This is a genomic window from Deltaproteobacteria bacterium (genome assembly GCA_030690165.1).
Classification (GTDB): domain Bacteria; phylum Desulfobacterota; class GWC2-55-46; order UBA9637; family UBA9637; genus JACRNJ01.
Map to the genome: position 1 here is coordinate 1 of JAUYHF010000010.1, position 26821 is coordinate 26821.

A 26821-nucleotide genomic window follows, 5' to 3' on the forward strand; every position below is an offset into this window, starting at 1 on the left:
GCAAGTCTTACTGCTTCTTCCTTAAACTGCTTATCGTATTTCCTGTTCACTTTCCTTTCTTGCATTTCACACCTCCTTAGGTTATATGATTCTACTATAACCTAACCCTTTGGTGTGTCCACTATTTCGGGGGAGGTGCAATGTCTGCTATTTCACCTAGCGTGTGCAGCATAAACGAAGTCTTTAGATTTGAGTGTTAGCCGTTTGTGCTGTGTTAGCGGAAGCGCCCGTACCGACGTTTTATCTGACAGCAACATACTCTGCAAAAGAAGTCGACTGAGGGATAGACAGCCCATCTTCCTTCAGCCCTTGCAAGTGCATTTCAACGGCTTCATACATATTTTGCTCAGCTTCTTCACGAGTTGCACCAGTAGCCACACATCCCGGTAAATCAGGTGAGTATGCAGAATAGTTGCCATCCGCTTTTTCTATTACAATAAGGAAACGATACATATTACTTGACCTCCTTCAATTTTGCCTGTTTTAAAATACTATTCAAAGTCCCTGGGGCTAAATCGTCGCCAGGATGACCAGCAATTGTTACCCTGCCAGATTTTGTAGGGTGTTTATATTGACGGTGGCTCCCTCTTGTATCAACTTGATACCAACCATCCGCCTCAATCAATTTTATAATATCACGAATCTTCATTCCAACTCTTTCATTCGGGCATTTCCGCTAACGTGTGCAGACACTACGCCGTGTCGTTTGGCGCTATCAACAAATCGATTTTTTTGCGCCAAACGGCATGGAGCAAGCACAACTGATTTCGTTTTCCAAAATTTAACAATGCCATAACCAAACGAGCGAGCGTCGTAATACCTGCTGTTAGCGGAAGTTGTGGGCATCATTATAATCAAATCGTCCAAACTTTTTCGACAGTTAAACAGCGCTAGTGCGACTGAATGCTGAGCAAGTTCACTTCGCCAATCCAATCTGCTTCATATATGTTTGGTTATCCCAGAACAGATGTTCCTCTTTCATAACTCCGTTTTCCCAAATACCTATTGTAGCCATTGGCATTTTGAATGCTTTGCCGGTGGGCTGAATGAACTTGCCATTTCCTATAGGCATGGGCTTTGTGAACGTACCCTCAAAAACTCCGGTAACGGCACTGAAATGACCAGAACCAAATCGTATTGGATGCTCTTTTATTCTTGTATCAGGGGCATACACAAAGAGTTTCTTCAGATCTTCAATATGCACATCTATTCCTTGGGTCATATGCCCATCAGGCCAATATACCTTTACGTCTTTTGAATGGCTCTCATGCAATCTTGCCCATTGCTGGTTGCTGAATACTTCATAATCTAAGGTATCGAAAGTTGCCAGGTTGTTTTCAAGCATAGCCCTTTCATCGGTGAATTTTTTCAGTTCAGCTTGAAGCGAATCAATTTTCCCTGCATCGCTAGAGCAACCTGCGAAGAAAGAAACCAGCAAGGCAAGCGGGAGTACTAATAGTGCTCCGACTGAGTTACACAATACATTTTTCATTAGAGACCTCCTCGTATAACATGTTTGTTTTGCAGAGAGTTTGAGATTCAGCAAATTCAAACATCTCCATCAAAGTTCCTTCCTTTGAAGCCCACAATGTTCCGCTAACTCGTTCATATCCGAACCAAGTTCAGATATCCTTCCAAATTCGGAGGTATAGACGAACTATGTTCGGATATCATCCCTCTGGTTGAACCAGAGACTCTTGTCACCATGCAATTTTTGTCATTTATCTATCACCTCCTTGCTTAGATTCAAGCTATCCAAGAGGCTTTTGGGTCTAACAAATCAATCATAATTTTACAATTCCCTTTTAACTCCCTATTCAAAACACTCCGTGCAATCTGCTCTCCTATCATGCAATCTTATGGCATTATCATAGTTCACGCTCAAAAACTGCCCAGATGCAAGGCGCTGTAGTTTGCCGATTCATCGGCGCTTTTAAAGACGCCCATAAATGGGCAAGCTACAGATACGTGACCCTTCGACATGTTCAGGGTGACTGTCATGGTGAACCTGTCAAACCATCAGCCGAACGCTCAGCCGAACGATGGGCATTTTGCAGCGTGAACTATCCCCTCTCCATGACAGTCACCGTTATATACGTCCCCGTCCCTGCATGGCTGTGGATGAGGCCGCTTCTGGCATCTTTTATCTGAATGGTATCTTTGCCAAGGTGTTTCTTGATATTTCCCTGAAGCTGCCACAAGGCAAAGACTGTCTGCATCAGTCCGGTAGCGCCCACAGGATGCCCGCATGCCAGAAGACCGCCGGATGGATTCACTGGAATTTTTTTACCTTTGAGTCTTGCGCCGCCTTTTTTGAATTTCAATCCATAGTCAATATTTGACAAGAATGGACAGCCGGTCTCCACAAACTCTCCACCCTCCCCATATTTACACAAGCCAAGGTCTTCATAGGTTTGAATCTCTGATGAGGTATATGCATCATGCAATTCTACAAAATCCAAGCCCTCCACAGGATTGCTTATACCTGCCATCTCATAGGCAAGTTTGGCTGCCATCCTCCCACCCCTGAACGAATGAACGCCCGGATATTTTAAGTCCTTGTAATCCTTTTCAGACTCATGCGGTAGGAGGATTACCTTTCCATGTGGTCTGTCTGCCATCCTCATGGTATCCGTGCCGCACCCAACCCCTGTAATCTTCACCGGCTTACTGCACAGTTTCTCAGCCATCTTCTCAGAGGCAACAATGGCTACTGCCGCACCATCAGACATTTGACAAATATCAAACATGGTAAGGGGCGTTGCCACCATGGCAGAAGAACGAACATCTTTGATGGTCAGGCTCATCGGACTCTGGGAATATGGATTATACAGGGCATTCTTATGGTTCTTGACAGAGACCATTGCCATCTGCTCAACTGTTGTCCCAAACTCATACATATGCCTCTGCACCATCATGGCATAATAGCCGGAATAAAAACCGCCTACAGGATAGTCAAAGTTTGTATCAGAGGCATGAGCAATAAACTCGTTCCCCTTCCACGTATTGACCCTGCTCATGGTTTCAAAACCTAACGCAGCGCATACATCCATCCTGCCGGAGGCAACGGCCTCCCATGCGGCCTGGAGACAAAGCCCGCCTGTAGCGCCTCCGCCTTCGACCCTCTTGGATGGTTTTGGGCACAAGCCAAGATAGTCCTGAACCATTGCGCCTGACATAAGCTGCCGGGCAAAGTGGTCGGAAAAATACGAACAGATGCTCCCGTCAATCATGTCTCTCGTCAAATTTGGAACATCCTGTAAGGCATAATCAAAGGCCTCTTTTACCATGAGCCTGAAATCCTTTTCAGGATGGGCCTTGGCGAATTTCGTTATACCGCCTGATATCATATAGACAGGACGCATGGGCAGAATATACCCCTCTTGTCTCTGAAATGCAAGCCAGATTTTCTTCCCCCTTAGCAACTTGCAAACAAGGTATTGACTGTGAAGAACAATTCCGATAGACTCAATTTATTCGCCTATATTTATCCAAAAAATGCTGTTGCATTTTTCAGGTTTATATCACGGTAGGAGATCTTCATGGACTTTGCACTCAAAGAAGAACACAGGCTCCTTCAGAAAACCCTAAGAGAATTTGCCCTGAAAGAGTTGAAACCAGGCGTTGCCCAGAGAGATAAAGAAGCTCAATTTCCGAGATCTTTAATACAAAAGATGGCGCAGATAGGCCTTATGGGAGTGGTATTTCCTCACGAATATGGCGGCGCCGGACTGGACTATATCGGCTATGTCATTGCCATTGAAGAAATCGCAAGAATTGATGCATCGGCAGCTATAACCATCCTTGCCCACACCCTCTGCGCAAATCATATATTCATGTTCGGCACCGATGCGCAAAAAAACAAATACCTCTCACCTCTTGCAAAAGGAGAAAAGATAGGCGCATGGGGCCTTACAGAGCCTGGCGCTGGAAGTGATGCGGCGAGCATGAGGACAACAGCTGTTTCTGACGAAAAGGGCTGGACTTTGCAGGGCGAGAAGGCCTTTACCACCAATGGCTCTTTTGCTGAAATCATGGTAGTAATGGCATATACTGACAAATCAAAAGGGGCAAAGGGTATTTCTGCATTTATCATAGAAGGCAATACGCCAGGCCTCACAAGGAGTAAAAAACTTGACAAGCTCGGTTTTAAGGCCAGCGATACATCAGGACTTATACTTGAAGATTTGAAGATTCCAAAAGATCAAATTTTAGGAGAACTAAATATGGGCTTTGTCCAGACCATGGGGGTTCTTGACGCAGGAAGGATCGGCATCTCTGCCATGTCCCTTGGAATCGGAAGGGCATGCCTGGAGGACAGCATCAGTTATGCAAAGGACCGGCAGCAATTTGGCAAACCCATAGCAGATTTTCAGGCCATCCAGTGGATGCTTTCTGACATGGCAACAGAGCTTGATGCGGCGCGGCTTATGGTCTATTACGCCGCCCAACTCAAGGATGAGGGCAAGCGATGCACAAAAGAGGCATCCATGGCAAAGCTCTTTTCATCTGAGATGGTTATGAAGGCAGCGACAAAGGCTGTTCAGATCCACGGCGGCTATGGATATACACATGATTATCCTGTTGAAAGATATTTCAGGGATGCAAAGCTCTGTGAGATAGGCGAAGGGACATCAGAGGTGCAGAGGATGGTAATAGCAAGAGAGGTATTGAAATGAAATTCGGCAGATTTGAAATACATTCCGTGAGTGACGGCTTTTTCCGCCTTGACGGCGGCGCTATGTTTGGGGTTGTCCCGCGTGCCCTCTGGGAAAGAACCAATACTCCTGATGATAAAAACAGGATCCTCCTCGGCCTTAATCCGCTTCTGATTATAACAGAACAAAGAAAAATCCTTGTGGATACAGGTATCGGCAACAAAGACGATGCAAAATTCTGCTCCCTGTATGCGGTTGAGAGGAAACCGACAATGGAAGAATCTCTTGCTAAACTAAATCTCTCAGTCAATGACATAAATATTGTTGTAAGCACCCATCTCCATTGGGATCATGCTGGCGGTAATACCAATAGAGGAACTGACGGCAAGATAAGGCTTACATTCCCGAATGCAAAATATATGATCCAGAGGGGTGAATGGGAGGAGGCAACCGCCCCCAATGAAAGGACAAGAGGGAGTTACCATCAGGAGGATTTCTTGCCTTTAAAACAGGCAGGACAGTTGGAGCTTATAGCAGGAGATACACCAGTCGAAGATGGAATAGAGATTATAAGAATCCCGGGCCATAACAGGCATTTTCAGACAGTGCTAATTTCATCAAATAACCAAAAGGCAATCTTTCTTGGCGACCTGATACCGACAGCATCTCATCTTTTGTATCCCTATATCATGGGTTATGACCTATTTCCATTGGAAACCCTGAAGGCTAAAAAAGAGCTTTTGCAAAGGGCTGCCGAGGAAGACTGGCTCCTCATATTTGAACATGACCCAAAGGTTAAGATGGGGCATATAGAAATGCAGTCAGGTAAACCTGTGTTGAAGGAGATCGTGTAATAATTATCAAATTACCTTTTAGTCAACCCCTTCACACTCTCCACAATATCGTCCAGTTCTGTCCCGGGCTGGAAGATTGCTTTGACGCCCATCTCTTTTAATATAGCTATGTCCTCGTCAGGGACAATCCCACCGGCAAAGACAGGGACTTTTATCCCCTTTTCCTTGAGCAGCTTAAAGACCCTTGTAAAGATAACAATGTGGGCGCCGGTCATGGCGCTTATACCGATTACATCCACCTTTTCTTTTATGGCAGCTTCCACAATCTCTTCCGGGGTCTTGTGCAGGCCGATATAGACTACATCAATACCTGCGTTCAACATGGCATCCCTGGCTGCCTTCACCCCCCTGTCGTGGCCGTCAAGACCGATTTTAGCTAAGAGAATTTTCATACAATCGGTTCCTCATACACCCCAAACACCTCTTTCAAAACATCACAAATTTCACCAAGTGTTCCATAGGCCTTGACCGCCTCAATGAGAAATGGCATAAGATTTTCGTTGCCTGCTGCGGCATTTTTCAGTTCTCCCATTGCCTTCTGCAATCTCTTTTCATCTCTCTTTTCCTTTACACTCTTCAAGCTTTGAACCTGCCTCTTTGCAGTATCCTCATCAATCTTAAATACCTCAATGGACCTCTTTCCCTCTGTCACGAACTCATTGAGCCCGACTACAATTCTTTCTTTCCTATCTATCTCTTTCTGGTAGGCATAGGCTGCATCCTTTATCTCTCTCTGCGGAAATCCCTTTTCTATGGCAGACACCATCCCTCCCATATCATCCAGTTTCTTGAAATATGCATAGGCGCCCTCTTCCATCTTTTTGGTCAGCGCCTCTACATAGTATGAGCCGCCCAGCGGGTCTGCGGTATTGGCGACACCGCTTTCATGGGCAATGATCTGCTGGGTACGCAGCGCAATCCTCACAGCCTCTTCTGTAGGTATGGCATAGGTCTCATCCATGGAATCGGTATGCAGGGACTGAGTCCCTCCAAGCACAGCGGCCAAGGCCTGAAGCGCAACCCGCACTATATTATTGTGAGGCTGCGGGGCAGTAAGGGAGCATCCTGCTGTCTGTGTATGAAACCGCAAGGCCATAGACTTAGGGTTTTTTGGATTATATCTCTCCTTTATCTCCTTTGCCCATATCCTTCTGGCAGCCCGGTATTTGGCTATCTCCTCAAAAAAATCATTGTGCGCGTTGAAAAAAAACGAGAGCCGCGGGGCAAACTCATCTATGCTTAACCCTCTTCGTATGGCCTCTTTCACATAGGTCAAACCATCATAGAGGGTAAATGCAAGCTCCTGCACTGCTGTGGAGCCGGCTTCTCTTATGTGGTATCCGCTGATGCTTACAGGATGCCACCTGGGGAGGTTTCTGGCTGAGTACTCAATGGTATCTGTAATGAGCCTTAAAGACGGCGCCGGAGGGAATATCCACTCCTTCTGGGCAATATATTCCTTAAGCATGTCATTCTGGATTGTGCCTCCGATATTGTCCGGAGAAATCCCTCTCTTTTCTGCAATAGCGATGTACATGGCAAACAGGATTGCAGCAGGGGCATTGATGGTCATGGATACGGTAACCTTATCCAGCGGGATACCTTCAAACAAGGCATCCATATCATCAATGGTATCTATGGCAACGCCACACACACCCACCTCGCCAAGCGATAGAGGACTGTCAGAATCGTATCCCATGAGGGTCGGCATGTCAAAAGCAGTGGATAATCCTGTCTCGCCATGCTCCAGAAGATATTTAAACCTTTTGTTGGTATCCTCAGGGGTTCCGAAACCGGCAAACTGCCGCATGGTCCAGAGACGTCCACGGTACATAGTAGGATAGATGCCGCGGGTAAAGGGAAATTCCCCTGGCATACCGATCTCCTTTGCGTAATCTATGTCCTTCGCATCCTCTGGCGTATAGACCTGCTTTATTTCGATGTTTGAGAGATTGGTGAATTTAGGTTTGTGTTCTCTATCCATGCTGATTTCTCCCTTATCATAAAGTAAAAATCCCAATTGTTATCATTTACTTTATCAACTCCCTTGCAATCGTCAGCCTCTGAATTTCCGAAGTCCCCTCATAAATGGTTGTAATACGGGCATCCCGGTAATATCTCTCTACAGGGAATTCCTTGATATAACCATAACCACCGTGGATCTGGACTGCTTTATATGCAGCCCTATTCGCCATCTCAGAGGCATAGAGCTTTGCCATAGATGCCTCTTTGATAAATTTCAGTCCTTTATCCTTCAGGGACGCTGCCCGATACGTGAGGAGCCGCGCCCCCTCTATCTCCATTGCCATATCTGCTATCATAAACTGAATGGCCTGAAGTTCTGCAATAGACCTGCCGAACTGAACCCTTTCTTTTGAATATCTCACAGACTCATCCAAACATGCCTGGGCAATCCCTAAAGACTGTGCAGCAATCCCGATACGTCCTGCATCCAGCGTATACATGGCAATTTTGAACCCATCCCCCTCTTTGCCAAGGAGGTTTTCCGCTGGTGTGCGGCATTCATCAAAGATGAATTCAACTGTCTCAGAACCTTTTATGCCAAGTTTTTCCTCCACCCGTCCAATGGAAAAACCAGGGGTGCCTTTTTCTGCGATAAATGCGCTTATCCCCTTATGGCCTTTACTGGCATCGGTTATGGCAAAGACAATGGCAAATCTTGCCCTCTGCCCGCTGGAGACAAAGAGCTTTGAACCGTTCAGAATATAGCTATTTCCCTCTTTCGTGGCAGAGGTCTTGAGGGAAACAGCGTCCGAACCAGCGCCTGCCTCGGTAATGGCAAAGCATCCGAGCGCTTCTCCTCTGGCAAGGGGTGTTAAAAATCTCTTCTTTTGTTCATCAGACCCAAAACCGAAGATAGGCCCGCACACCAGTGTGTTGTTTACCGTCATAATCGTGGCGGTGGAGGCGCATGCCCTGGCAATCTCCTCCATAGCAATAACTAAAGAAACAGTATCCATACCGGCGCCGCCAAGTTCCTCAGGAACGACAACCCCCATAAACCCAAGCTTTGCCATCTTTTCTATCAACGCAGCAGGGACATTGCCGGATGCATCTATCTCCTTTGCCAGAGGCCGTACCTCTTTATCGGCAAAGTCACGGGCAAGCTCCCGTATCATCTTATGTTCATCAGTGAGGTGAAAGTTCATATGAAAAAGTGGTTTATCAGTTGACTGGAGTATATCACCAGACCACTTTAAGCGCAACTCATAACCAAAACGGTATTGTCCCTTCCTTTCCTTTTCTCATTATTTGGCTTGAAACTTAAAGCATAAATCTTTATAGTATATTCATGGGCTATGCAGCGGATATAGACAGAAAAGCTCCAAAAGACATATCAACCATTCAGGGCGAACTCCTTAAAGAAACAGTTTCCTACCTTTATAAAAATTCCCCGTTTTACAGAAAGAAGCTTGTCCACCCGCCGGATATAAAGGGCATAGAGGACATCAGCAGGCTTCCCCTGTCAACAAAGGAAGACCTTCAGAGAGATAACTGGGGTTTTTTATGCGTGCCAAGGAACAATCTGGCGGAGATTGTGGCAACCACAGGGACAACAGGCGCCCATGTATTCATAGGGCTGACTAAAAAAGATCTGGAGAGACTTGCAGAGAATGAGAAGAGGTGCTTTTCCTACACAGCCGTTACACCGGACGATCTTTTTCTTTTGTCAGTTACTATGGACAACCTGTTCATTGCAGGAATGGCATACTATTCAGGGCTTCAGAGACTTGGGGCAGGGGTTATCCGCATGGGGCCGCACAGTCCAAAGAGACAGTTGGAATTGATACACAGCCTTAAGCCCACAGGCATTGTGGCAGTGCCGTCTTTCATAATTGCCATATACAAACAGGCTGAAAAAGACAATGTAAATCTGGAAGAATCAAGCCTCAAAAAGATTGTCCTCATAGGCGAGGCCATCAGGAATTCAGATTTTTCTTCCAATACTCTGGGGAAAATGGTAGAAAAGATAGGCTCTGTTGAATCTTTTTCAACTTACGGCATTACTGAGGCGCAGGTTGCATTTTGTGAATGCCGGGAGCATAAGGGGCTGCACTCCCACCCTGACCTTGTTTATCCTGAAATAGTGGATGACAACGGCAATGTTTTGAAGGACTGGGAAACAGGGGAGCTTGTTGTAACCACATTCCAGATAGAGGGTATGCCGCTTTTAAGATACAGGACAGGCGACATAACATTTAAGATAACAGAGAGATGTGATTGCGGAAGGACATCCGCCCGCATAGGGCCTATCATTGGCCGAAAGGCCCATAAGCTTAAGGTGAAGGGCACAACAGTCTATCCAAAGGCCATAGAGAATGCCTTGCTGGAGATAGATGGTATTGAGAATTATGTGATTGAGGCATATACAGGGGATGACCAGGCAGACCATGTTATCGTAAAGGTGGGCATAAGTCAGGGGTCAGGGGTCAGTGAACAGGGGTCAGAAAGCAAAGGTCAAAAATTAAAAGATGCTGTTTGTGAAAATATTAAGGCAAAGGTAAGGGTTACGCCGCATATTGAGATTATGCTGCCGCAGGAAGTGGAAAAGATTTTATACGAGGGCGGCAGGGGGAAACCAATGACGTTTATAGACAGAAGGGGAAAGACATGACGTTAAATTATAAAACCATCCACGGCCTGGATTTTACAAACGAGGAGATAGCTGCCTGCCTCATGCGGGGAGGGCTTTTATCCCTTGAACTGGAGTTCAGTAAAAGATGCAATCTTAAATGTATATATTGCTATGCAAGCGCAGGCAGCGCGCTGGATAACGAGCTGGAACTGCCGGAGATAAAAGATGTCATAGACCAGGCTCAGGAACTGGGCGCAAGAAAGATAATCCTCCTTGGCGGAGGGGAGCCTCTAATGTATGAAGGGCTGAAGCAGGTTGTGGAATATATCCATTCAAAGGGGCTTAAGCAGAGCATATTTACAAACGGCATGCTCCTCACAGAAGACCTTGCCTGTTTCCTATTCAGGCATGATGTGTCTGTGGTAATAAAGAACAACAGCAACATCCCCGAAGTTCAGGATGCGCTGGCAGGGGTTAAGGGCGCGTACAATAAGATAAGGCAGGGGCTTGAATATCTGCTGATAGCTGGCTATCCGAGCGGGGAATGTCAGCTTGGCATACAGACCATAATCTGCCGCCAGAATATTAAAGAGATCCCCGACATGTGGATATGGGCGCGGGAGCGGGGCATAATACCTTATTTTGAGATACTCACCACGCAGGGGAGGGCAAAGGAGCACCACGAGCTTCATGTTTCGGTTAATGAGGTAAGGGATGTATTTGAAAAGATGGAGAAGATAGACGAAACGAGGTTCGGCAACAAATGGAGCCCCCATCCCACCATCGCGTCGTTTACATGTAAGAGGCATCTCTATTCATGTCTTATAAACTCCCAGGGATATATCCAGCCTTGCACAGGAATTGATATGCCTGTCGGTAATGTAAAGACAGAAAGGCTGGCTGACATACTGAAGAGGAGCCCTGTAATACAGAAGCTCAGGAGTATATACGCGAATATTGAGGGCGAATGCAAGGGCTGCGAATTTGCCTTTGATTGTTATGGCTGCAGAGGAAATGCCTATCAGACCACCGGCAATTACCTTGCCTCTGACCCTGCATGCTGGCTGAACAAGAAAGTAAAGAAGGGGGAGAAGAAAGCAGATATGCCTGAATCACAGAATGCAGGCGCTATGCGGGAATACGGCGCTGTTTCATGCAAGGAAGGGTAGTTGCAAATACTCCTCATATCTGCCAACAGAGAAAAGACCCCATATCCCGTAACCCCTATCGGGCTTGCCTATGTTGCGTCAGCCCTTATCAGGGACGGTCACGATGTGGAGATCCTTGACCTTTGTTTTGCAGAAGATATTATTTCAAGCCTGAAACAAACCATCTCAAGAAAGAAACCTGCCATCATCGGCCTTTCCATCAGGAACATAGACAATCTCACATATCCAAAGAGCGTTTTTTATCTCCCTTATATAAAGTCTGTAGTTGATGAAATTAAACGCTTGTCCCTGCAGGCAGTAAGCAGGGAAATGGCTGTCCCCGTTGTGATGGGAGGCTCTGGTTTTTCTCTCTTCCCTGAGGGTGTTTTAAGATACACAGGGCTTGAATTCGGCATAGTCGGGGAAGGTGAGAATGCCTTTTGCGAGTTTGTAAAAAGACGGGAAGGGAAGAAGGGGGTTTATGATATCCCTAACCTGGCATATCTGAAAGGCGGCAGGTTCTTTCAGAACCCGATAGTCTTTGCAGGCGGCTTTTCAAAACCAGCCAGACTGCTTCTGGATAACGAAAAATATTTTCAATTTGGCGGAATGGCAAATGTCCAGACCAAGAGGGGATGCCCGTTTAAATGCGTTTACTGCACATATCCGTATTTGGACGGGAACCGCATAAGGAGCAGGGATGCGGGAGATATAACGGATGAAGTGGAGGAACTGGCAAATAAATACGGCATTGATTATCTGTTTTTTGTTGACGATATATTCAACCAGCCTGTTGATCATGCAATGGATATTTGCAGGGGTATCATAAAAAGGGGATTGAAGATAAACTGGACATGCTTTGCAACACCAAAGGACATGACACCGGAACTCCTCGGCCTTATGAAAGACGCCGGATGCATGGGCGTTGAGTTCGGCACTGACGCTGCAAGCGAAGAGACACTCCGGGGGATGGGGAAGTCATTTACCCTTGATGATGTAAGAAAGGTGTCCGGCATGTGCCATGATGCAGGGATCGAGGCAGCGCATTATCTTATACTCGGCGGTCCCGGCGAAACAGAGGAGACGCTGAAAGAGACGTTTACCTTAATGGACGAGATTAACCCCAGGGCTGTAATTGCCATGACAGGCGTGAGGATATATCCAAATACAGGGCTTGAAAAGATGAGCATTGCGCAAGGGGTTATAAGAAATGGCGAAGATATACTCCAGCCCCGTTTTTACATCTCCCCTGCAATAGGCGAGGAAAGGCTTTTGTCCAAAGTCAAAGACCATGCCCTCACCCGGTCAAACTGGATAGTCCCTGGCCTGGATATAAGAAATTCAGAGGAGAGAATGGCTGTCTTAAGAAAATTCGGCAACAGGGGGCCTTTGTGGAATATGCTAAAGAAGAGAAATAAAGAGAGGTTATTATGAAAAAATTTGTTATTTGCTTTTCTTTTTTAGCAGCGCTTTATGCCGGCCTTTCTCATGCCGCAAATATTGACCCATCTTTTAAATTCTCCACCATAGAAACAGGGCATTTCTCCATCCACTTCCATCAGGGTCTTGAGGATGCGGCGCAGAAGGCCGCATCCATTGCCGAAAGGGCGCACGACACACTCGTAAAAGGGTTTAAATGGGCGCCAAGAGAAAAGACCCAGATGGTTCTTATAGATGATTCAGATTTTACAAACGGCTGGGCCAGTGTGCTTCCATATAATACTATTTACATACAGGTTGTGCCTCCATCCATAGACATGACTATCGGAGAATACGAGGACTGGCTTGAGATACTCATCATCCATGAATACAGCCACATACTCACAATGGACCCTGCGCGGGGCTATTCAGATGTAATGCGCAGCATATTCGGGAAGCCCATCCCCGGAGGAGACATCCTTTCACTTCTCATGTTCATTGCCGCAGGGCCTCCAAATGTATTCCTGCCGCGCTGGTGGCACGAAGGCATGGCGACATGGTCTGAAACAGAGCATACAGTGATGGGCAGGGGCAGGAGCACATTCTATGAAATGATACTCAGGATGGCAGTTTTGGAAAATAACATCCCTACAGTGGATAAGATAAACGGAGAGCCGCCCTACTGGCCTGACGGGCACATGCCTTATATATTCGGCCTGAGGCTTCAGAAATACATTGCCGATAAATACGGCAAGGAGGCGCTTGGGAAGTTGAACATGGCCCATGCCGGCAGATTCCCATATTTTTTAAATGGCGCGCCTCAAAATTTATTTGGCAGAGAGAACTATGTTTCTCTTTACCGCGAGATGATAGAAGACCTAAAACGAGAAGAGAAGGAACAGGCAGAGATATTGAAGCAGACGCCTTTAACACCCTTCAGGACAGTCAATATATACGGAGAGCTTCTTACAAATCCAAGATATTCACCTGACGGCAGTATGCTGGTTTTTAACAAGCGCGACCCCCACGGACACGAGGCAATAATGATAGCCAAAAGCGACGGCGCTGAGGCGAGGGAACTTGTAAGGAGGGTTTTTTCAGACCACAATATCTCATGGTCTCCTGACAGCAGTTCCATATATTTCAGCCAGGGAGAGGTGAATAACGGGTTTAACATATACCAGGATTTATACTCTTACGATATAAAGAATGAAAAACTAAGAAGACTTACCAGCGGTTTACGCATAAAGGAGCCTGATGTATCTTCTGACGGTAAAACCATTGCAGCGGTTGTAAGCGACAAGGGAAATCAGAACCTTGCCATCATAGCGCCTGAAGGGGATGATTATAAATTGGAAAAGATAACTGATTATAAGCTCACGCGTGTTTCCGGGCCGAGATGGTCTACTGACGGCAAACTCATTGTCTATTCTATAACTGACAATAACGGCAAAAGCGGCCTGTATCTTTACGATGTAAATGAAAAAACAAACACACCTCTTTTTGAAGGGGCATTTAACAGCGCATATCCTGCATGGTCAAAGGACGGGAGATATATTATCTATACATCAGACGAGACAAGGGTTTATAATCTTTTCGCCTATTCAATGGAGGAAAAGAGACGTTATCAGATTACCCATGTGCTTGGCGGCGCATTTCAGCCTGATGTTTCCGCAGACGGCAAAGAGATTGTTTTCTCAAACTATAATTCCAGAGGGTTCAAAATAGCCGGCATTGAATATATCCCTGAAAAATGGATGAAGATACCAAGCCCCACCATCAAGCCCTACTGGAATGAGTATGCAACAAATACAAAACCCGAAATTCAAATACAGGGGTCAGGGGTCAGGGATCAGGGTTTAGAGCCTCATCCATATTCAGCATTGAATACACTTGTCCCAAGATTCTGGCTGCCAACGCTATCCGGCGACTACGACGGCGCTGTAATCGGCGCATTTACTGCAGGCCAGGATGTGCTGGGTTATAACACCTATTATCTTGAGATGGACTATGGCGCTGCGAGCAGCGAGATATACTATGACGCGGTTTATCTGAATGATTATACATATCCTACATTTATGATCAGGACATACGCAAGACCGGCGCTTTATTCTGACTTTATGCAGAAGGGCGACTATTATGAGATGAACAGGGGTCTTGTTTTAAGCATGTCCGTGCCTGTGAATTATCTGGAATCCAGATACAAGTTTGTTATCGGCTATCAGTTGCAAAGGCAGGATGCATTAAACAATCTTGCCAATAATAAATTTGAAGGCATAGATGTATTTCAGGGGAGGCGCGACAATATATTCGCGGGCATTGAATTTTCCAACAGCCTCAAGTATCCATATTCCATAAGCCGCGAAGAAGGCCGCCGGATAAGCCTTTTATACAAATATTACGGAAAGGAGAGCGGGAGCGAACTGAATTCAAAGGAATATATTGCGTCCTATGAAGAGTATCTGCTCATGCCGTATTCAAGACATCATGCTGTGTATCTGAAACTCAAGGGCGCTGCTTCAGAAGGCGACAGGATAAATCAGCAGGCATTCCAATTAGGCGGCTATTCATCACAGTCAGATTTTCCATTGCGAGGCTATCCGTCAAGATTTGCAACCGGGGATTATGCAGCCACAGGCACGTTGGAATACCGCGCGCCCTTCTGGTATATCCTGCGGGGGATAAACACAAAACCTTTTTTCTTAGACAGGCTTCACGGCGCAGTTTTTGTAGATGTGGGAGAGGTATGGGGTGATGCCCAGGGCTTTTCATCAGACAGGCTAAAGGTCGGCAGCGGCATGGAGCTTAGGTTTGATATTACCATAGGCTATTGGCTTGAGATAACCCCTGCGCTTGGCATTGCGCGCGGGTTTAATCAGGACGGAGAGACGCAGGTTTATTTTACAATATACACAAATCTTTAAGCATAATTGCCTTTTTAATGAGGATATGGTATCAATAAAAACATGGATAGGAGGGTTGTTCTTGTTACAGGAGGGAGCCGCGGCATTGGAGAGGCTATATCCCTTGCATTTGGTAAAAACGGGGATGCTGTTGCTGTAAATTATAAATCAAACAGGGAAAGGGCAGAGTCGGTTGTATCAAGGATTAAGGACTCCGGCAGCGAGGCCATTGCAATAAAGGCTGATGTCTCAAAGGCAGATGAAGTATCCAGAATGGTGGATACGGTAGTAGAAAAGTATGGCAGGCTTGATGTCCTTGTTAATAACGCAGGAATGGCAAAAGGGGGACTCTTGATGCTTATGGATGATAAAGATTGGGACAATGTTATTGATATAAATTTAAAAGGCGTTTTTAACTGCTGCAAGGCTGCGAGCAGGCAGATGATCGCGCAGAAGAAGGGCGCTATAATCAATGTGTCTTCCCTCAGCGGGATTACAGGCCTTTCAGGAGAGAGCGACTATTCTGCTGCCAAAGGCGGGGTAATAGCATTTACAAAGGCCATTGCAAAAGAGCTTGCCCAGTTCGGCATACTGGTAAACGCAGTTGCGCCAGGCATAATAGATACAGAGATGATTGGGGATATCCCTGATACTGTCAAAAAAAGATTTTTAGAGGCAATACCCTTAAAGAGGTTCGGCAGGCCTGAAGAGGTTGCAGGGATCATAAAATTTCTTGCATCCCCTGAAGCAAGCTATATAACAGGAGAGACTATTGTGGTAAGCGGCGGATTGCCGTAATAACTTAAGATTAAGGAGATGGATGTGTCAGACATTAAAGAAAAACTCAAAGAAATGCTGGTAAGAAGACTTAAGCTCAAGATGGAGACAAAGGCAATAGGAGACAATACGGCGCTCTTCGGCGAAGGCGGGCTTGGCCTTGATTCCATAGATGCGCTGGAGCTTGTTGTAGGATTGCAGAAGGAATTTAATGTTGTCATAAACGATAAGGCAGTTGCGGAAAAGGTTCTGATTTCTGTAAATACAATCGCTGATTTTATTGAAGGGGTAAAGACTTGAAGAGCGAAGCCCTTGACAATCTGCCGCACTCATATCCGTTCAGATTTATAGACAAGATACTCGAACTGGATTCAAAAAAAGGGATTGCTGTAAAGAATATCAGCGTAAATGAGCCGTTCTTTCAGGGCCATTTTAAAGAAGAGCCGATATTCCCCGGGGTTTTAATTATTGAGGCAATGGCAGAGCTTTCAGGCCTTGTAATGAATTGCGGAAAAACAGGAAAAACAAAGGCATATCTTGCGCGGGTAAAGGATATAAAATTCAAAACGGTTGTTGTCCCGGGCGACCAGCTTGTAATAGAAGCTGATCTTGAGCAGAATCTTTCGGGGATAGCGAGCTTCTCTGTGAAGGCAAGAGTAGGCAATAATATAGTGGCAGAGGGCGGACTGGTGATGGCAACGGCATAAAAAATAAAAAAGGAGGTAGATATGAAGAAAACTATTTTTTTAATTTTGTCTTTAATGCTTTTCTTTTCCGGCGCTGCATTTTCAGACTCATCTTTTGAGATCAAGGCTAACAAGCCAGGTTTTGAGCCGACGTCCATAACAATAAAAAAGGGGGAGAAGGTAGTTATAAAGTTTACCTCAACGGATGTTGCCCACGGCATCAACCTTGATGAGTTTGGCCTTAAAAATACTATTATACCTGAAAAGGATTCTGTCACGCTGGAATTTACAGCAGATAAGACAGGCACATTCTCTTTCCCATGCACAAAATACTGCAGTTGGAGGCATCTGATTGGCGCAAGGCCGAGGCTGGAAATTAAGGTAATAGAGTGATTTTTTCCGCAGGTATAGATATTGTGTATATTGCGAGGCTTATGGAATCCGTGAATGACAATGCCTTTCTTGACAGACTGCTTACAGATAAGGAAAGAGAGTATATCTTTACCAAAAGAGACCCATATCGTCATCTTGCAGGCAGATTTGCCGCAAAGGAGGCTGTTATGAAGGCGTTGGGCACGGGATGGGATAAAGGGGTCGGCTGGCGGGATATTGAAATTGTGAATATGGCTTCCGGCAGGCCGATACCGCTATTACATTCCAGGGCGGCGCTGCTCTCGCAGAATAAAAAGGTTTTATTAAGCCTCTCGTATGCAAAGGATATTGCTGTGGCATTTGCCATAGTAGAATGATGTAATGAACCCCTTGACTTAAAACCAGTATTTTATTATCCTTAAAATCAAGGAGGTGATGAATATGCCAAAAGTTATAGAAGCTATATATGAAAATGGAGTTTTTAAACCACTTGAGAAGATTGATATTGAAGAACATAGTAAGATTAAAATAGTCCTTCCCTCTGAAATTGAATCTGCTCCACAGAAAGAATGCACCCTTGAAGGAATCATTGACATTGCAAAGGATTGTTTTGACACCGACCTTTCTACCCATCATGACAGATACCTCTACGGAGAGATTACAGCGTGAAGGTTTTTATTGATACCAGCGCCTTTTGCGCACTCGCCATTCCTAAAGACCAGCACAACCTTCTTGCAAAATCCATCCATAAACAACTCAATGAGCAAAAAACTTTTCTTTACACCTCTGATTATGTCCTGGATGAGATCTATACGCTCCTTAAAACCAGAGGAGGTCATAGAACTGCTATCAACTTTATGGATCAGATAAACAAAAGTCATATCATTCTCCTCAGAGTTACAGAAGAAGTAGAGGAAAATGCAAAAGTGATTTTCAGGCGATTTGAAGATAAGAGATTGAGTTTTACAGATTGCACCAGTTTTGCCCTGATAAATCACTTCAATATTGAGGCTGTTTTCGCATTTGATGAACATTTTAGATACCATCCTTATGCTCATCCTGTAAAATTTCTGGAATAAGAGATAATCTGTAATAAACACCTACCATCTCCAACCCGATACCTACTGAATATATATTCTTCTCATAATCATACAGGGCTATGTTTGTGCAGACTTATCAGTATACAATTTTTAGATACCTGTCTTTACTACTTTAGTTTGTCCCTTTCTCTATCTGACGGTTGACAACAAGCTAACTTTCTTTTTCCCTGCCCGCAATGGGCGGCTGAAAAGATAATAGGAATTAGGGGATGTCCCCCCTATCTCACATAACCATCCCGAATCATAAAAGACTTAATCCCTATACACTCAAAGCCATTATCAAAGACGCCGGTCTTACAGACGAACAATTTAAAGACCTCCTGTAAATTTAAGGCTTTGTCTCTATAACCTTTATCTCCTTCTCCACCGCATCAAAGAATTTTTTATAAAACTCCGCATCCTCAACAGTTCTTTCTTCCTGTTTAACCTTTGTGGCTTCGCTTCCAACGGGTATTAATCCAAGAGACAGTCCGAGCCTGTCGGTTTTTACCCTGACCTTTTCTACATGTTGTACAGCGCTTATGTATATGGTTGCCTTGTCATTGCCTGAGGCTAGAACATTTGCGTTAACTGTAAGGACGGTGCTGTCCTTGCCATCTTCAAAATACCTTGCTGCCGTAAAGGATTTTGCCTCTAAATCCTCTTTTTCTACTCTTAAGTTCTGGCTTAATACCGCCCTTTTAGTAGCAATATAGCAATTTTCAACAGATGTATTAAATGTCCTCACATTCGGCCAGGTGTCCGTATTAAAGACATCCTTATAAACCTGCCGGCTGCAGGCGAAAAGGAGAAGGATAGGCAATAGAAAAAGAATTCTTCTCATAAAATCCTCCAGAAATTTCAGAAAAATGGTGGGAGTAGCTCACTATCTGCCCCTTTTGAGCATATTCAATCGCAGGCTGAAGCCTGCGGCTGCCAAAAGACAATAGGAAATAGGGGAAAGTCCCTTACCTATTCAGGTGTAAAAGAGCCTGTCTCGTAGGTGCGTTTTTCAATCCAACAGCAACAGATTGTTGGGGTTCGTTCCTCAACCCAACCAACTATAGGGACTTTTCTATCTGCTCGTAAAGCCATACTTCTAACTCTCCAGCCCATTTTTGTTGTTTATATGTTACATCTTCGTATGCCTTCAGTTGTTCCACTGCTTCTCTATCGCTGCCACCTTTCATCATCTCTTTTCCTTCAAGTTTGCAGGTTATTTCAACCTGTGTTTGTGAAGGGCTAATTTTTTCAAAGGTAATTTGATATTTATATCTATAAGTTGTTGTTGCAATGGCCGCAATATCAACTGTTGGACCCTGAATGTAATCCGTTTGGATGATTCCACTCTCTTTGTTAATCGAAGCCAACATAATCTTTTCCTTTTTCAATACCGATAATACCTTATCCAATATTTGGTCATGATTGTAGCTATAGGTTTTTTTAGGAACAAAACCTGGGGTAGCTGCCACTTGTAGACCTTCAACCATAACGCATCCATAAATGACGAACATGAATAGATAAGTTATCAACCCAACAACAGCCACCTTCATTCCTTGCCTTGTCTTCATCATGATTATTTTCTCCTTTAAATTAGATTTTTTACCTCTCTCAAGATAAGACACTGCTACCTTAAACTAATTACCTCCTTCCTTTACCCCCAAACTATTTGTCAGGGTAATTCTACTAAATACGAATTGTTTGTCAATAAAATTATGCATATTCCTGACTATTTGTCGGTTACATCAAAAATTGATTAGATTTATACTTAAAAACCAGATGGAGGCGTTATGGAAGACATCCTGAAGAGGTTAGGAGTAAGGATTCGGGAAGAAAGAAAAAAGGCCCGACTTACCCAAGAGAAATTTGCTGAACGAGTGGGTTTAAGCGTTGACTATATCGGATACATAGAAAGAGGAAAACAGGCCCCATACCTTAAAACTCTGGAACGGATTGCAAAAACCCTTGACGTGGAAGTATACGAGCTTTTTCTGTTTGAAAACGAAACTAAAAAGCTCAAAACAGGGGATGCCATCAAAGAGTTAGTTTTATCTGTCCGTAATAGAGATCCGGAAGATATAAGATTTGCCGCTTCTATCCTTAGGCAGGTTTTTGAAAGGGTAAAAACAGTAAGCCGTGAAAAGTAACTGCCGAAGTTTGCTATTAAACCGGCAACTAAATATCTGTCATGCCCGAATGGTTCTATCGGGCATCCAGGTTAAAAAAATGTTTTATTAAGCCTCTCGTATGCAAAGGATATTGCTGTGGCATTTGCCATTGTAGAATGATGCAATGAACCCCGTCAAAAGCTCCCCCATTATGGAAATATTTCTTCCCGCCGGCAGCTTGCCTGTAATAGAGAAGGTTTCTGACAACGTGAAATACCTGTTAGTAATCCCTGCCTATAATGAAGAAAGATGTATTGCCGTGCTCTTAAATAACCTATCCGCCATTACACAAAATATTATTGTTGTTGATGATGGTTCAAAAGACGCCACATATAAGATAGTGAAGGAATCAGGCCTTCCTGTAATTCACCAAAACCATCAAGGGAAAGGCGCTGCGCTTAAGGCCGGTTTTAAATACGCGGTTGAAAATGGATATGACTGGGTGATTACAATGGATGGGGACGGCCAGCATGACTGGCAGGATGTCTATAAATTTATTGAGGCAATATCCAGAAAAAACGCTGATATAATTGTGGGGTCAAGGATGGCGGATATTGCTGTAATGCCTGCTGTTAGAAGGATCACAAATAGGTTTATGTCTCGTCTCTTGTCAAAGCTCGTAGGTTGCTGCCTGCCAGATACCCAGTGCGGCTTCAGGGCAATAAGTTCAGGGGTTTTAAAAGGTATTGTTCTTGAAACCTCGCACTATGACACAGAATCAGAATTGCTTATAAAGGCAGGCAGGGCAGGGTATAATATTTCATCAATTCCCGTCAAAACCATTTATAATGGTTCGCAAAGTCATATAAACAAATTTATAGATACAATCCGCTTTATAAGTCTTTTATGGAAAGCGCTATGACACCCGCTGATACTCAACTCTTGCATGTCTCCTGCAACATATGCGGTTCTTCCAATGAAAAACTTATTACAATCCAAAATGGATATCGGGTTGTGAAATGCAATTGCTGCGGTTTTGTATATGTAAATCCGAGACCGGACAACGAAACACTTAAGCGTCTTTATTTAAAATACCTGCCGGAAAAGATTCTTGACCCGTTGCTGTGGGACGCATATATGAAAGATGTCTTTGAAAAGGCTGCAAAGATCCTGATGCGGCGGTTTCCAAAAAGGGGGAAAGTCCTGGATATCGGCTGCGGTTACGGCTTCTTCTTAAAACAAATGAAGGCAATGGGATGGCAGGCATACGGCGTGGATGTATCAGAGACTGCTGTCTCATATGCAAAAAAACACGGCATCCGCACAACGTTAGGAACGCTTGACAATGTTAAATATGATGCAAATTATTTTGACGCTGTTACGCTTTTCTATGTCATGGAGCATCTGCCCGACCCTTTAAACGGCATTAAAGAAGTAAAAAGGATATTGAAGCCAAACGGGCTTTTGCTGCTGCGGGTGCCCCACACAACTCCTATTGTAAGGATACTGAAGATATTAGGCATAAAAAATAATCTTTACGACCCTCCGTTTCATCTAAATGACTTTTCCCCGCAGACAGTTAAAGCGCTCCTAAAAAAGGGAGGCTTCTCAAATATACGCACATATATCGGCGGCGCTACGAGCCCGCCTTCAGGTCTAATAAAGGCTGTAACCGCATTTTTCGGGATATTGGCAGAGATAGTATACACCTTAAGTTTTGGAAGGATTCTTCTGCCTGGGGTCGCCAAGAATACTATCGCTGAAAAACAAGAGTAGCTACGAATTTCTTTTAGCCGTTACCTGCTTTAATATCTCATTTGCGGTCTTGAATCCGGAATATGTTGCGGTTATCACGCCGCCGCCTAAACCATCCCAGTGTCCTGCAAGATAGAGATTCTTCACGGCTGTCTTTATCGGTCTTAACCAGGGTATCGGTTTCCAGCCGTATGCAGCGCCTCTGAAATTGGCAGTGTATCTTTCAAGCGTTGCAGGGGTTGCAGCCTCTACATATACCGCATGTTTGCTGATCCCAGGGATAATCTTCTCCGCCTTTTTTAAAAGCATATTAGAAAGCCTCTGTTTTTCCGTCTTCCACGATCCGGCATAAGAATACTCCGTTAGTTCAGGAACCATGAGCGCATGGCAGTTAGGGGGGGCCATTGAATTATCCTGTATAGTCGGTATGGCAACGCCGACAGGGGTCTCTTTTGTGAACGATCTTCTAAAATCAAACACCTTTTCCATATCGAATGAAGGAAAATAGCAGATGCTTGAAGAACCGCTGAGAAAACTCAAATCCATTGCCGCTCCTATATAGAGGATAAAAAATGAAGGCGAGACCCCGTAATCAAGAAGCCTTTCCTTTGAGGCAGAGACATATCCATTGCCCAGCATTGAGCAGGTTTTCATGTAATCAATATTGGATACAATGAAGTCTGCCGTATATTCAGTTCCGTCAGCAGTAGCTACGGCTGCGGCGGTATTGCCGGCAGTAATAATCCTTGACGTCTCTTTATTAAATATGATATGCCCGCCCTTTTGCTGTATTCCTTTAACCAGCGCATCCGCAAGGTTTTGGCAACCGCCTGCAGGCCTGTATGCCCCTGAGATAAAATAGCTCATAACGAGAGACGCCATGTTGATAGCCGATGTCCTGGACGGCGGAAGTCCGAGGAATTGACACCTGTCGGACAAAACAGATTTAAGCCTCTCGTCATAAAGATAATCATCCATTAGTTTTTTATAGGTAATGCCGCCGTATTTTAGAAAAACAGACGGCAAGGCAGGCTTGTCCTCACTGCTCTGCATCATCTCGTTAGCCCAGCCTGTTATCCCGCTGTATATGTCCGCCGCCTTTTCAAAAAAACCATCTATCCCCTTTTCCTGCGGGAAGAGCCTCTTCAGCTCTTCTATAGACGCATTTATACTGCTCCATGTTTTTACACGCATCCCCGGAAAAATGCTCTCCCTTACAGGGTCAATCTTAATAAGGTTTACATCATCTTCAACACCAAGCCTCTTAAGGAGGTAGGTAATCGCCCCGTCTTTATCCCCGCCGCTGAAGCAATCCACTGCGCTGTCAAAGGTAAAACCCTTCCGCTTAAAAGAGGTCAGATAGCCGCCGGCCGCCGGATTCTTTTCAAGGACAAGAACCTTAATCCCCTCGCTTGCAAGAATTCCCGCGCATGCCAGACCGCCTATGCCGCCGCCTATTATTATGACATCATAATCCTTCATACCGTTATGCATCTTTTTCAAATAGCTTCCCTTAGATACCGTATGTCGCTAAGTCTGAACACCGGCCCTTCCTGGCACACATATATGCTGTTTATCTGGCAGTGGCCGCACTTGCCAAGCCCGCACTTCATCCTTCTTTCAAGTGATAAATATATATCATGTCCTGCAATCCTCTTATCACCAAGGCTTAAGATGACATATTTATACATAACAGGCGGCCCGACTACAATCGCAGCGGTTTTTGTCTCGTCTATCTTCAGGGGAGGGAGGAGTGTAGTTACAACACCTGTATGCCCTTTCCATTCCGGATGAGGTTTGTCTGTTGTAATTTGAATATTTATATTTCCAGCCTTTCCCCACCACAACAACTCATCCTTAAAAAGTATTTCATCCGGACTTTTTACGCCGTAAAACAGATTCATCCTGCCGTAGGATGACCGTTCATTTAGAACCGTTTTTATTAAAGACCTCATAGGCACAAGACCTATGCCGCCGGCAATAAAGAGGATGTCTTTTCCGAGAATATCCTGCACAGGAAAACCTTTGCCGTACGGCCCCCTTATCCACAGCCTGTCTCCCTTTGTCAGGTTATGCAGGGCATTCGTGAGATTCCCGACTGCCCTGACGCATATCTCAAACATATTTCCCTTATCAGGTGGAGATGATATGGATATAGGAGCCTCGCCAAATCCAGGAATGGAAAGCATAACAAATTGTCCTGGTAGATGACCAAGGGTTTTGCCGTCTTCAATCGCTATGTTAAACAGTCTTTCTTTTTCTGTAAGCCTCGTAACCCTTTCTATTCTTGCGAGCCTTGATATATAAGGCGAGGAAATATCAAGAACGTTTATTTGATTCTTCAATAAGTTCATTTGTTACCTCAGCTATGTTTATATTGACAAGGCATGTCCTTGAGCATCTTCCGCAGCCGACGCAGAATAATCCGCCGAATTTATCCACCTGGTATTGAAATTTTCTGTTAAACCTGTGCCTCAGTCTTTCTCCCCTTGTTTTTCTGAAATTATGGCCGCCCGCAACCTTTGCAAAGTCTTCGAGCGTACAGCCGTCCCATACGCGGTATCTCTCGCCTTCTTTTAAATTGGGTTTAACTTCATCCCTTACATCAAAGCAGTAGCAGGTTGGGCAGACGTTGTTGCATGAGCCGCATCCATAGCAAATCTTGCCTATCTTTTCCCAGACAGGACTGTTATAGCTGCCTGAATAAATAAGTGGCAGGGTGGACGCCTCTGCATTTAGTTTTGTAATAAACATCTCAGCCTTTTTATTTTTAAATTCAGCAATCTTTTTGATTTCTTTAGCGGATGCCTTTTTGGTTTTTGTGTGCTTATAAAGCAATTCTTTTCCTTTTTGCGTGCCAATCTCCGCAATAAAGCCTGTGCCGATGTCATGGAGAAAGAGGTCAAAACCAGATTCAACGGTTAGGGTGTTTATACTCTTGCAGAAACAGTATTTATCAGGGATGCAGTCAATGCCTATGATAATCGTCTTTTCCCTTCTCTTAAGATAATTTACATCAGCCGTTCCGTATGCAAATACCCTGTCAAGCAGTTTTATTGCGTATATATCGCATGGATGTACGCCGAACAGCGCCTGTTCTTCCGCCTCAACAACAGGCTCTACGGCAGGACATTCTCCTGAAGAAAAGCGTAAAAGGGTCTCTCTTTGAGGGAATAAATACTGTTTTGGCGATATATGGGTTGGGGAGTGTAGGAGATTCAGATCGCCCGGCGCCGTTATATTGCCATACATGGGAAAACCGTCTTTCTCAACCGGGCCGTAGACCTTAAATTCTTTCAATAGCCCGGCTATAAGAGCGGCAATCCCTTTTTTTAGCAGAAATCTATATTTCACTCAGTCTCTCTCGAACAACAAGCAATTCACTTCATCAATTTCACCGCTTCTTCTGTTTTTTCAACAGGCAGTTTGCACGCTTTATTTTCACAAACATAAATCATTGTTTTACCCTCAACATATCTGTCTTGCAGCAAAGGCAAGCTACTTTTTGTTTTGCTTCCAACCAGTAATTTATTCTGAATGTAAATTTGATTGAGTTCTTTTAGTTTTTGCTCTGCATCTTTTCCAGCAATTGCCACTTCATAAAATGGAGCGGCTTTATTGAGCAACAGCAAACCCCAATTACAAAACCAGCTTCCGTATTGCTTTAATTCATTTTTCACATTGTTCAACATCTGCTCCGAAATTTTTTTGTAATTGTTGTCGTCAAAATAAATTCCGAGTAGAAATAAATTTTTTGCAATGCTTGAATTGGAAGCGGGAATCACATTGTCGGTGGTCTCCATTTTTAGCGCAATCAGTTCTTTGTCCAAACCTGCCTGCGCTGCCGCTTCGGCAGACAGGTCGGAGGTGAAAAAAAACATTCCGCTTTCTTTATCAAAAAAATGTGTAATGGTATAATCCATCAATCGCTTAGCTTCATTCAACCACTTCTCATTAAAGGTGATTTGATATAACGCAATGAACGCTTCCATCGTGAATGAATAATCTTCCAGATAACCATTCACGGTTGCTTTACCATTTTTATAACTGTGATATAATCCAACTCCCTCCCTTTGGGGAAGGGTTGGGATGTGGTTTTTATTTTTTAGTTTTGTAAAGATGAAATCTGCATTTTTTAGAGCCGAATTTAAAAATTTTTCTTCACCGAAAACAGTGTAAGCATCCGCATAACCTTTTAACATCAAAGCATTCCACGAAGTCAGTTGTTTATCATCCGCTTCAGGATAAACCCTTTTCCCCCGTTCTTTTAAAAGAATTTTTTTTACTTCGGAAATTTCTTTTCTCAATCCATCAACGGAGAGGTTGTGCACCTCCCCCGAAATAGTGGACACACCAAAGGGTTAGGTTATAGTAGAATCATATAACCTAAGGAGGTGTGAAATGCAAGAAAGGAAAGTGAACAGGAAATACGATAAGCAGTTTAAGGAAGAAGCAGTAAGACTTG

Annotated in this window: 30 protein-coding genes; 17 read left to right on the forward strand and 13 right to left on the reverse strand. The window is 44.4% G+C overall.

The features are described from left to right. Positions 1-240: 240 nt before the first annotated feature. From Q8P28_03085 to Q8P28_03100, 4 genes are all read right to left on the reverse strand, one after another. A complete protein-coding gene (locus Q8P28_03085; protein MDP2681779.1) occupies positions 241-453 on the reverse strand; it encodes a type II toxin-antitoxin system HicB family antitoxin in 213 nt (70 codons plus the stop codon). A 1-nt stretch (position 454) separates the two neighbouring features. Further along, on the reverse strand, positions 455-649 hold the full coding sequence (locus tag Q8P28_03090; GenBank protein ID MDP2681780.1) for a type II toxin-antitoxin system HicA family toxin: 195 nt from the start codon (positions 647-649) through the stop codon (positions 455-457). A 267-nt stretch (positions 650-916) separates the two neighbouring features. Further along, a complete protein-coding gene (locus Q8P28_03095) occupies positions 917-1492 on the reverse strand; it encodes an ester cyclase (protein ID MDP2681781.1) in 576 nt (191 codons plus the stop codon). A gap of 571 nt (positions 1493-2063) precedes the next feature. Then, complete coding sequence (locus Q8P28_03100) at positions 2064-3365, reverse strand: thiolase domain-containing protein (protein ID MDP2681782.1); 1302 nt, start codon at positions 3363-3365, stop codon at positions 2064-2066. A 177-nt stretch (positions 3366-3542) separates the two neighbouring features. Between Q8P28_03100 and Q8P28_03105 the strand changes: the two genes are divergently transcribed. Together Q8P28_03105 and Q8P28_03110 are read left to right on the forward strand one after the other, a co-directional pair. After that, entirely contained in the window at positions 3543-4679 is a 1137-nt protein-coding gene (locus Q8P28_03105) for an acyl-CoA dehydrogenase family protein (GenBank protein ID MDP2681783.1), read from the forward strand. Then, positions 4676-5512 carry an MBL fold metallo-hydrolase gene (locus Q8P28_03110; GenBank protein MDP2681784.1) on the forward strand — a complete coding sequence of 279 codons (837 nt, stop codon included), beginning with the start codon at positions 4676-4678 and terminating at the stop codon, positions 5510-5512. The genes Q8P28_03105 and Q8P28_03110 overlap by 4 nt, the downstream gene beginning before the upstream one ends. Positions 5513-5523: 11 nt before the next feature. Here the strand turns inward: Q8P28_03110 and Q8P28_03115 are convergent, their stop codons facing one another. The 3 genes from Q8P28_03115 to Q8P28_03125 are packed head-to-tail and all read right to left on the reverse strand — an operon-like array spanning position 5524 to position 8682. After that, the gene (locus Q8P28_03115; protein MDP2681785.1) at positions 5524-5904 is read right to left on the reverse strand and encodes a cobalamin-dependent protein; all 381 of its coding nucleotides are present in this window, start codon (positions 5902-5904) and stop codon (positions 5524-5526) included. Continuing rightward, positions 5901-7496, reverse strand: a complete 1596-nt coding sequence (locus Q8P28_03120; protein ID MDP2681786.1) for a methylmalonyl-CoA mutase family protein — start codon at positions 7494-7496, stop codon at positions 5901-5903. Before Q8P28_03120 ends, Q8P28_03115 begins: the two co-directional genes overlap by 4 nt. A gap of 46 nt (positions 7497-7542) precedes the next feature. Next, entirely contained in the window at positions 7543-8682 is a 1140-nt protein-coding gene (locus tag Q8P28_03125; GenBank protein MDP2681787.1) for an acyl-CoA dehydrogenase, read from the reverse strand. A 143-nt stretch (positions 8683-8825) separates the two neighbouring features. Here Q8P28_03125 and Q8P28_03130 point away from each other — a divergent pair, with 143 nt between their 5' ends. The 12 genes from Q8P28_03130 (at position 8826) to Q8P28_03185 (ending at position 18840) form a co-directional block, all read left to right on the forward strand. After that, positions 8826-10148: an AMP-binding protein gene (locus Q8P28_03130; protein MDP2681788.1), complete on the forward strand. Its 1323-nt coding sequence runs from the start codon at positions 8826-8828 to the stop codon at positions 10146-10148. Then, the gene (locus tag Q8P28_03135) at positions 10145-11278 is read left to right on the forward strand and encodes a radical SAM protein (GenBank protein MDP2681789.1); all 1134 of its coding nucleotides are present in this window, start codon (positions 10145-10147) and stop codon (positions 11276-11278) included. Before Q8P28_03130 ends, Q8P28_03135 begins: the two co-directional genes overlap by 4 nt. Further along, positions 11279-12691 (forward strand): lipid biosynthesis B12-binding/radical SAM protein, encoded by a 1413-nt coding sequence (locus tag Q8P28_03140; protein MDP2681790.1) that lies wholly within the window; start codon positions 11279-11281, stop codon positions 12689-12691. It abuts the gene before it with no gap. Next, a complete protein-coding gene (locus tag Q8P28_03145) occupies positions 12688-15600 on the forward strand; it encodes a peptidase S9 (protein MDP2681791.1) in 2913 nt (970 codons plus the stop codon). Before Q8P28_03140 ends, Q8P28_03145 begins: the two co-directional genes overlap by 4 nt. 42 nt (positions 15601-15642) lie before the next feature. Beyond that, entirely contained in the window at positions 15643-16377 is a 735-nt protein-coding gene (gene fabG / locus Q8P28_03150) for a 3-oxoacyl-[acyl-carrier-protein] reductase (protein ID MDP2681792.1), read from the forward strand. Positions 16378-16395: 18 nt separating this feature from the next. After that, complete coding sequence (locus Q8P28_03155; protein MDP2681793.1) at positions 16396-16656, forward strand: acyl carrier protein; 261 nt, start codon at positions 16396-16398, stop codon at positions 16654-16656. Next, positions 16653-17063 carry a 3-hydroxyacyl-ACP dehydratase FabZ gene (gene fabZ / locus Q8P28_03160; GenBank protein MDP2681794.1) on the forward strand — a complete coding sequence of 137 codons (411 nt, stop codon included), beginning with the start codon at positions 16653-16655 and terminating at the stop codon, positions 17061-17063. The genes Q8P28_03155 and fabZ overlap by 4 nt, the downstream gene beginning before the upstream one ends. Before the next feature lie 21 nt (positions 17064-17084). Then, complete coding sequence (locus tag Q8P28_03165; GenBank protein MDP2681795.1) at positions 17085-17435, forward strand: cupredoxin domain-containing protein; 351 nt, start codon at positions 17085-17087, stop codon at positions 17433-17435. Continuing rightward, positions 17432-17791, forward strand: coding sequence for a holo-ACP synthase (acpS, locus tag Q8P28_03170; GenBank protein ID MDP2681796.1), 360 nt, complete (start codon positions 17432-17434; stop codon positions 17789-17791). The genes Q8P28_03165 and acpS overlap by 4 nt, the downstream gene beginning before the upstream one ends. A 64-nt stretch (positions 17792-17855) precedes the next feature. After that, the gene (locus Q8P28_03175) at positions 17856-18083 is read left to right on the forward strand and encodes an antitoxin family protein (GenBank protein MDP2681797.1); all 228 of its coding nucleotides are present in this window, start codon (positions 17856-17858) and stop codon (positions 18081-18083) included. Further along, positions 18080-18493 (forward strand): PIN domain-containing protein, encoded by a 414-nt coding sequence (locus tag Q8P28_03180; GenBank protein MDP2681798.1) that lies wholly within the window; start codon positions 18080-18082, stop codon positions 18491-18493. The genes Q8P28_03175 and Q8P28_03180 overlap by 4 nt, the downstream gene beginning before the upstream one ends. A gap of 230 nt (positions 18494-18723) precedes the next feature. Then, on the forward strand, positions 18724-18840 hold the full coding sequence (locus tag Q8P28_03185; GenBank protein ID MDP2681799.1) for a type II toxin-antitoxin system HicA family toxin: 117 nt from the start codon (positions 18724-18726) through the stop codon (positions 18838-18840). Between the two features lie 2 nt (positions 18841-18842). Here the strand turns inward: Q8P28_03185 and Q8P28_03190 are convergent, their stop codons facing one another. Both Q8P28_03190 and bamC read right to left on the reverse strand, forming a co-directional pair. Beyond that, on the reverse strand, positions 18843-19337 hold the full coding sequence (locus Q8P28_03190; GenBank protein ID MDP2681800.1) for a DUF2242 domain-containing protein: 495 nt from the start codon (positions 19335-19337) through the stop codon (positions 18843-18845). Between the two features lie 217 nt (positions 19338-19554). Further along, positions 19555-20118: an outer membrane protein assembly factor BamC gene (bamC, locus tag Q8P28_03195; protein ID MDP2681801.1), complete on the reverse strand. Its 564-nt coding sequence runs from the start codon at positions 20116-20118 to the stop codon at positions 19555-19557. A gap of 165 nt (positions 20119-20283) precedes the next feature. On the opposite strand from bamC, the gene Q8P28_03200 reads away from it, so the two are divergent. The 3 genes from Q8P28_03200 to Q8P28_03210 all read left to right on the forward strand — a co-directional run bounded on the left by Q8P28_03200 (position 20284) and on the right by Q8P28_03210 (position 22377). Then, the gene (locus Q8P28_03200) at positions 20284-20640 is read left to right on the forward strand and encodes a helix-turn-helix transcriptional regulator (GenBank protein ID MDP2681802.1); all 357 of its coding nucleotides are present in this window, start codon (positions 20284-20286) and stop codon (positions 20638-20640) included. 172 nt (positions 20641-20812) lie between these two features. Beyond that, positions 20813-21523: a glycosyltransferase family 2 protein gene (locus tag Q8P28_03205; GenBank protein ID MDP2681803.1), complete on the forward strand. Its 711-nt coding sequence runs from the start codon at positions 20813-20815 to the stop codon at positions 21521-21523. Continuing rightward, positions 21508-22377, forward strand: coding sequence for a class I SAM-dependent methyltransferase (locus tag Q8P28_03210; GenBank protein ID MDP2681804.1), 870 nt, complete (start codon positions 21508-21510; stop codon positions 22375-22377). The genes Q8P28_03205 and Q8P28_03210 overlap by 16 nt, the downstream gene beginning before the upstream one ends. Here the strand turns inward: Q8P28_03210 and Q8P28_03215 are convergent, their stop codons facing one another. Genes Q8P28_03215 through Q8P28_03230 form a run of 4 tightly spaced genes read right to left on the reverse strand, consistent with a single transcriptional unit; the run spans position 22378 to position 26687 of the window. Then, positions 22378-23850, reverse strand: a complete 1473-nt coding sequence (locus Q8P28_03215; protein ID MDP2681805.1) for an NAD(P)/FAD-dependent oxidoreductase — start codon at positions 23848-23850, stop codon at positions 22378-22380. 5 nt (positions 23851-23855) lie between these two features. After that, complete coding sequence (locus tag Q8P28_03220; GenBank protein MDP2681806.1) at positions 23856-24710, reverse strand: FAD/NAD(P)-binding protein; 855 nt, start codon at positions 24708-24710, stop codon at positions 23856-23858. After that, positions 24676-25710 (reverse strand): 4Fe-4S dicluster domain-containing protein, encoded by a 1035-nt coding sequence (locus Q8P28_03225; protein MDP2681807.1) that lies wholly within the window; start codon positions 25708-25710, stop codon positions 24676-24678. The genes Q8P28_03220 and Q8P28_03225 overlap by 35 nt, the downstream gene beginning before the upstream one ends. A gap of 26 nt (positions 25711-25736) precedes the next feature. Next, positions 25737-26687 carry an AGE family epimerase/isomerase gene (locus Q8P28_03230; GenBank protein ID MDP2681808.1) on the reverse strand — a complete coding sequence of 317 codons (951 nt, stop codon included), beginning with the start codon at positions 26685-26687 and terminating at the stop codon, positions 25737-25739. Between the last annotated feature and the right edge of the window lie 134 nt (positions 26688-26821).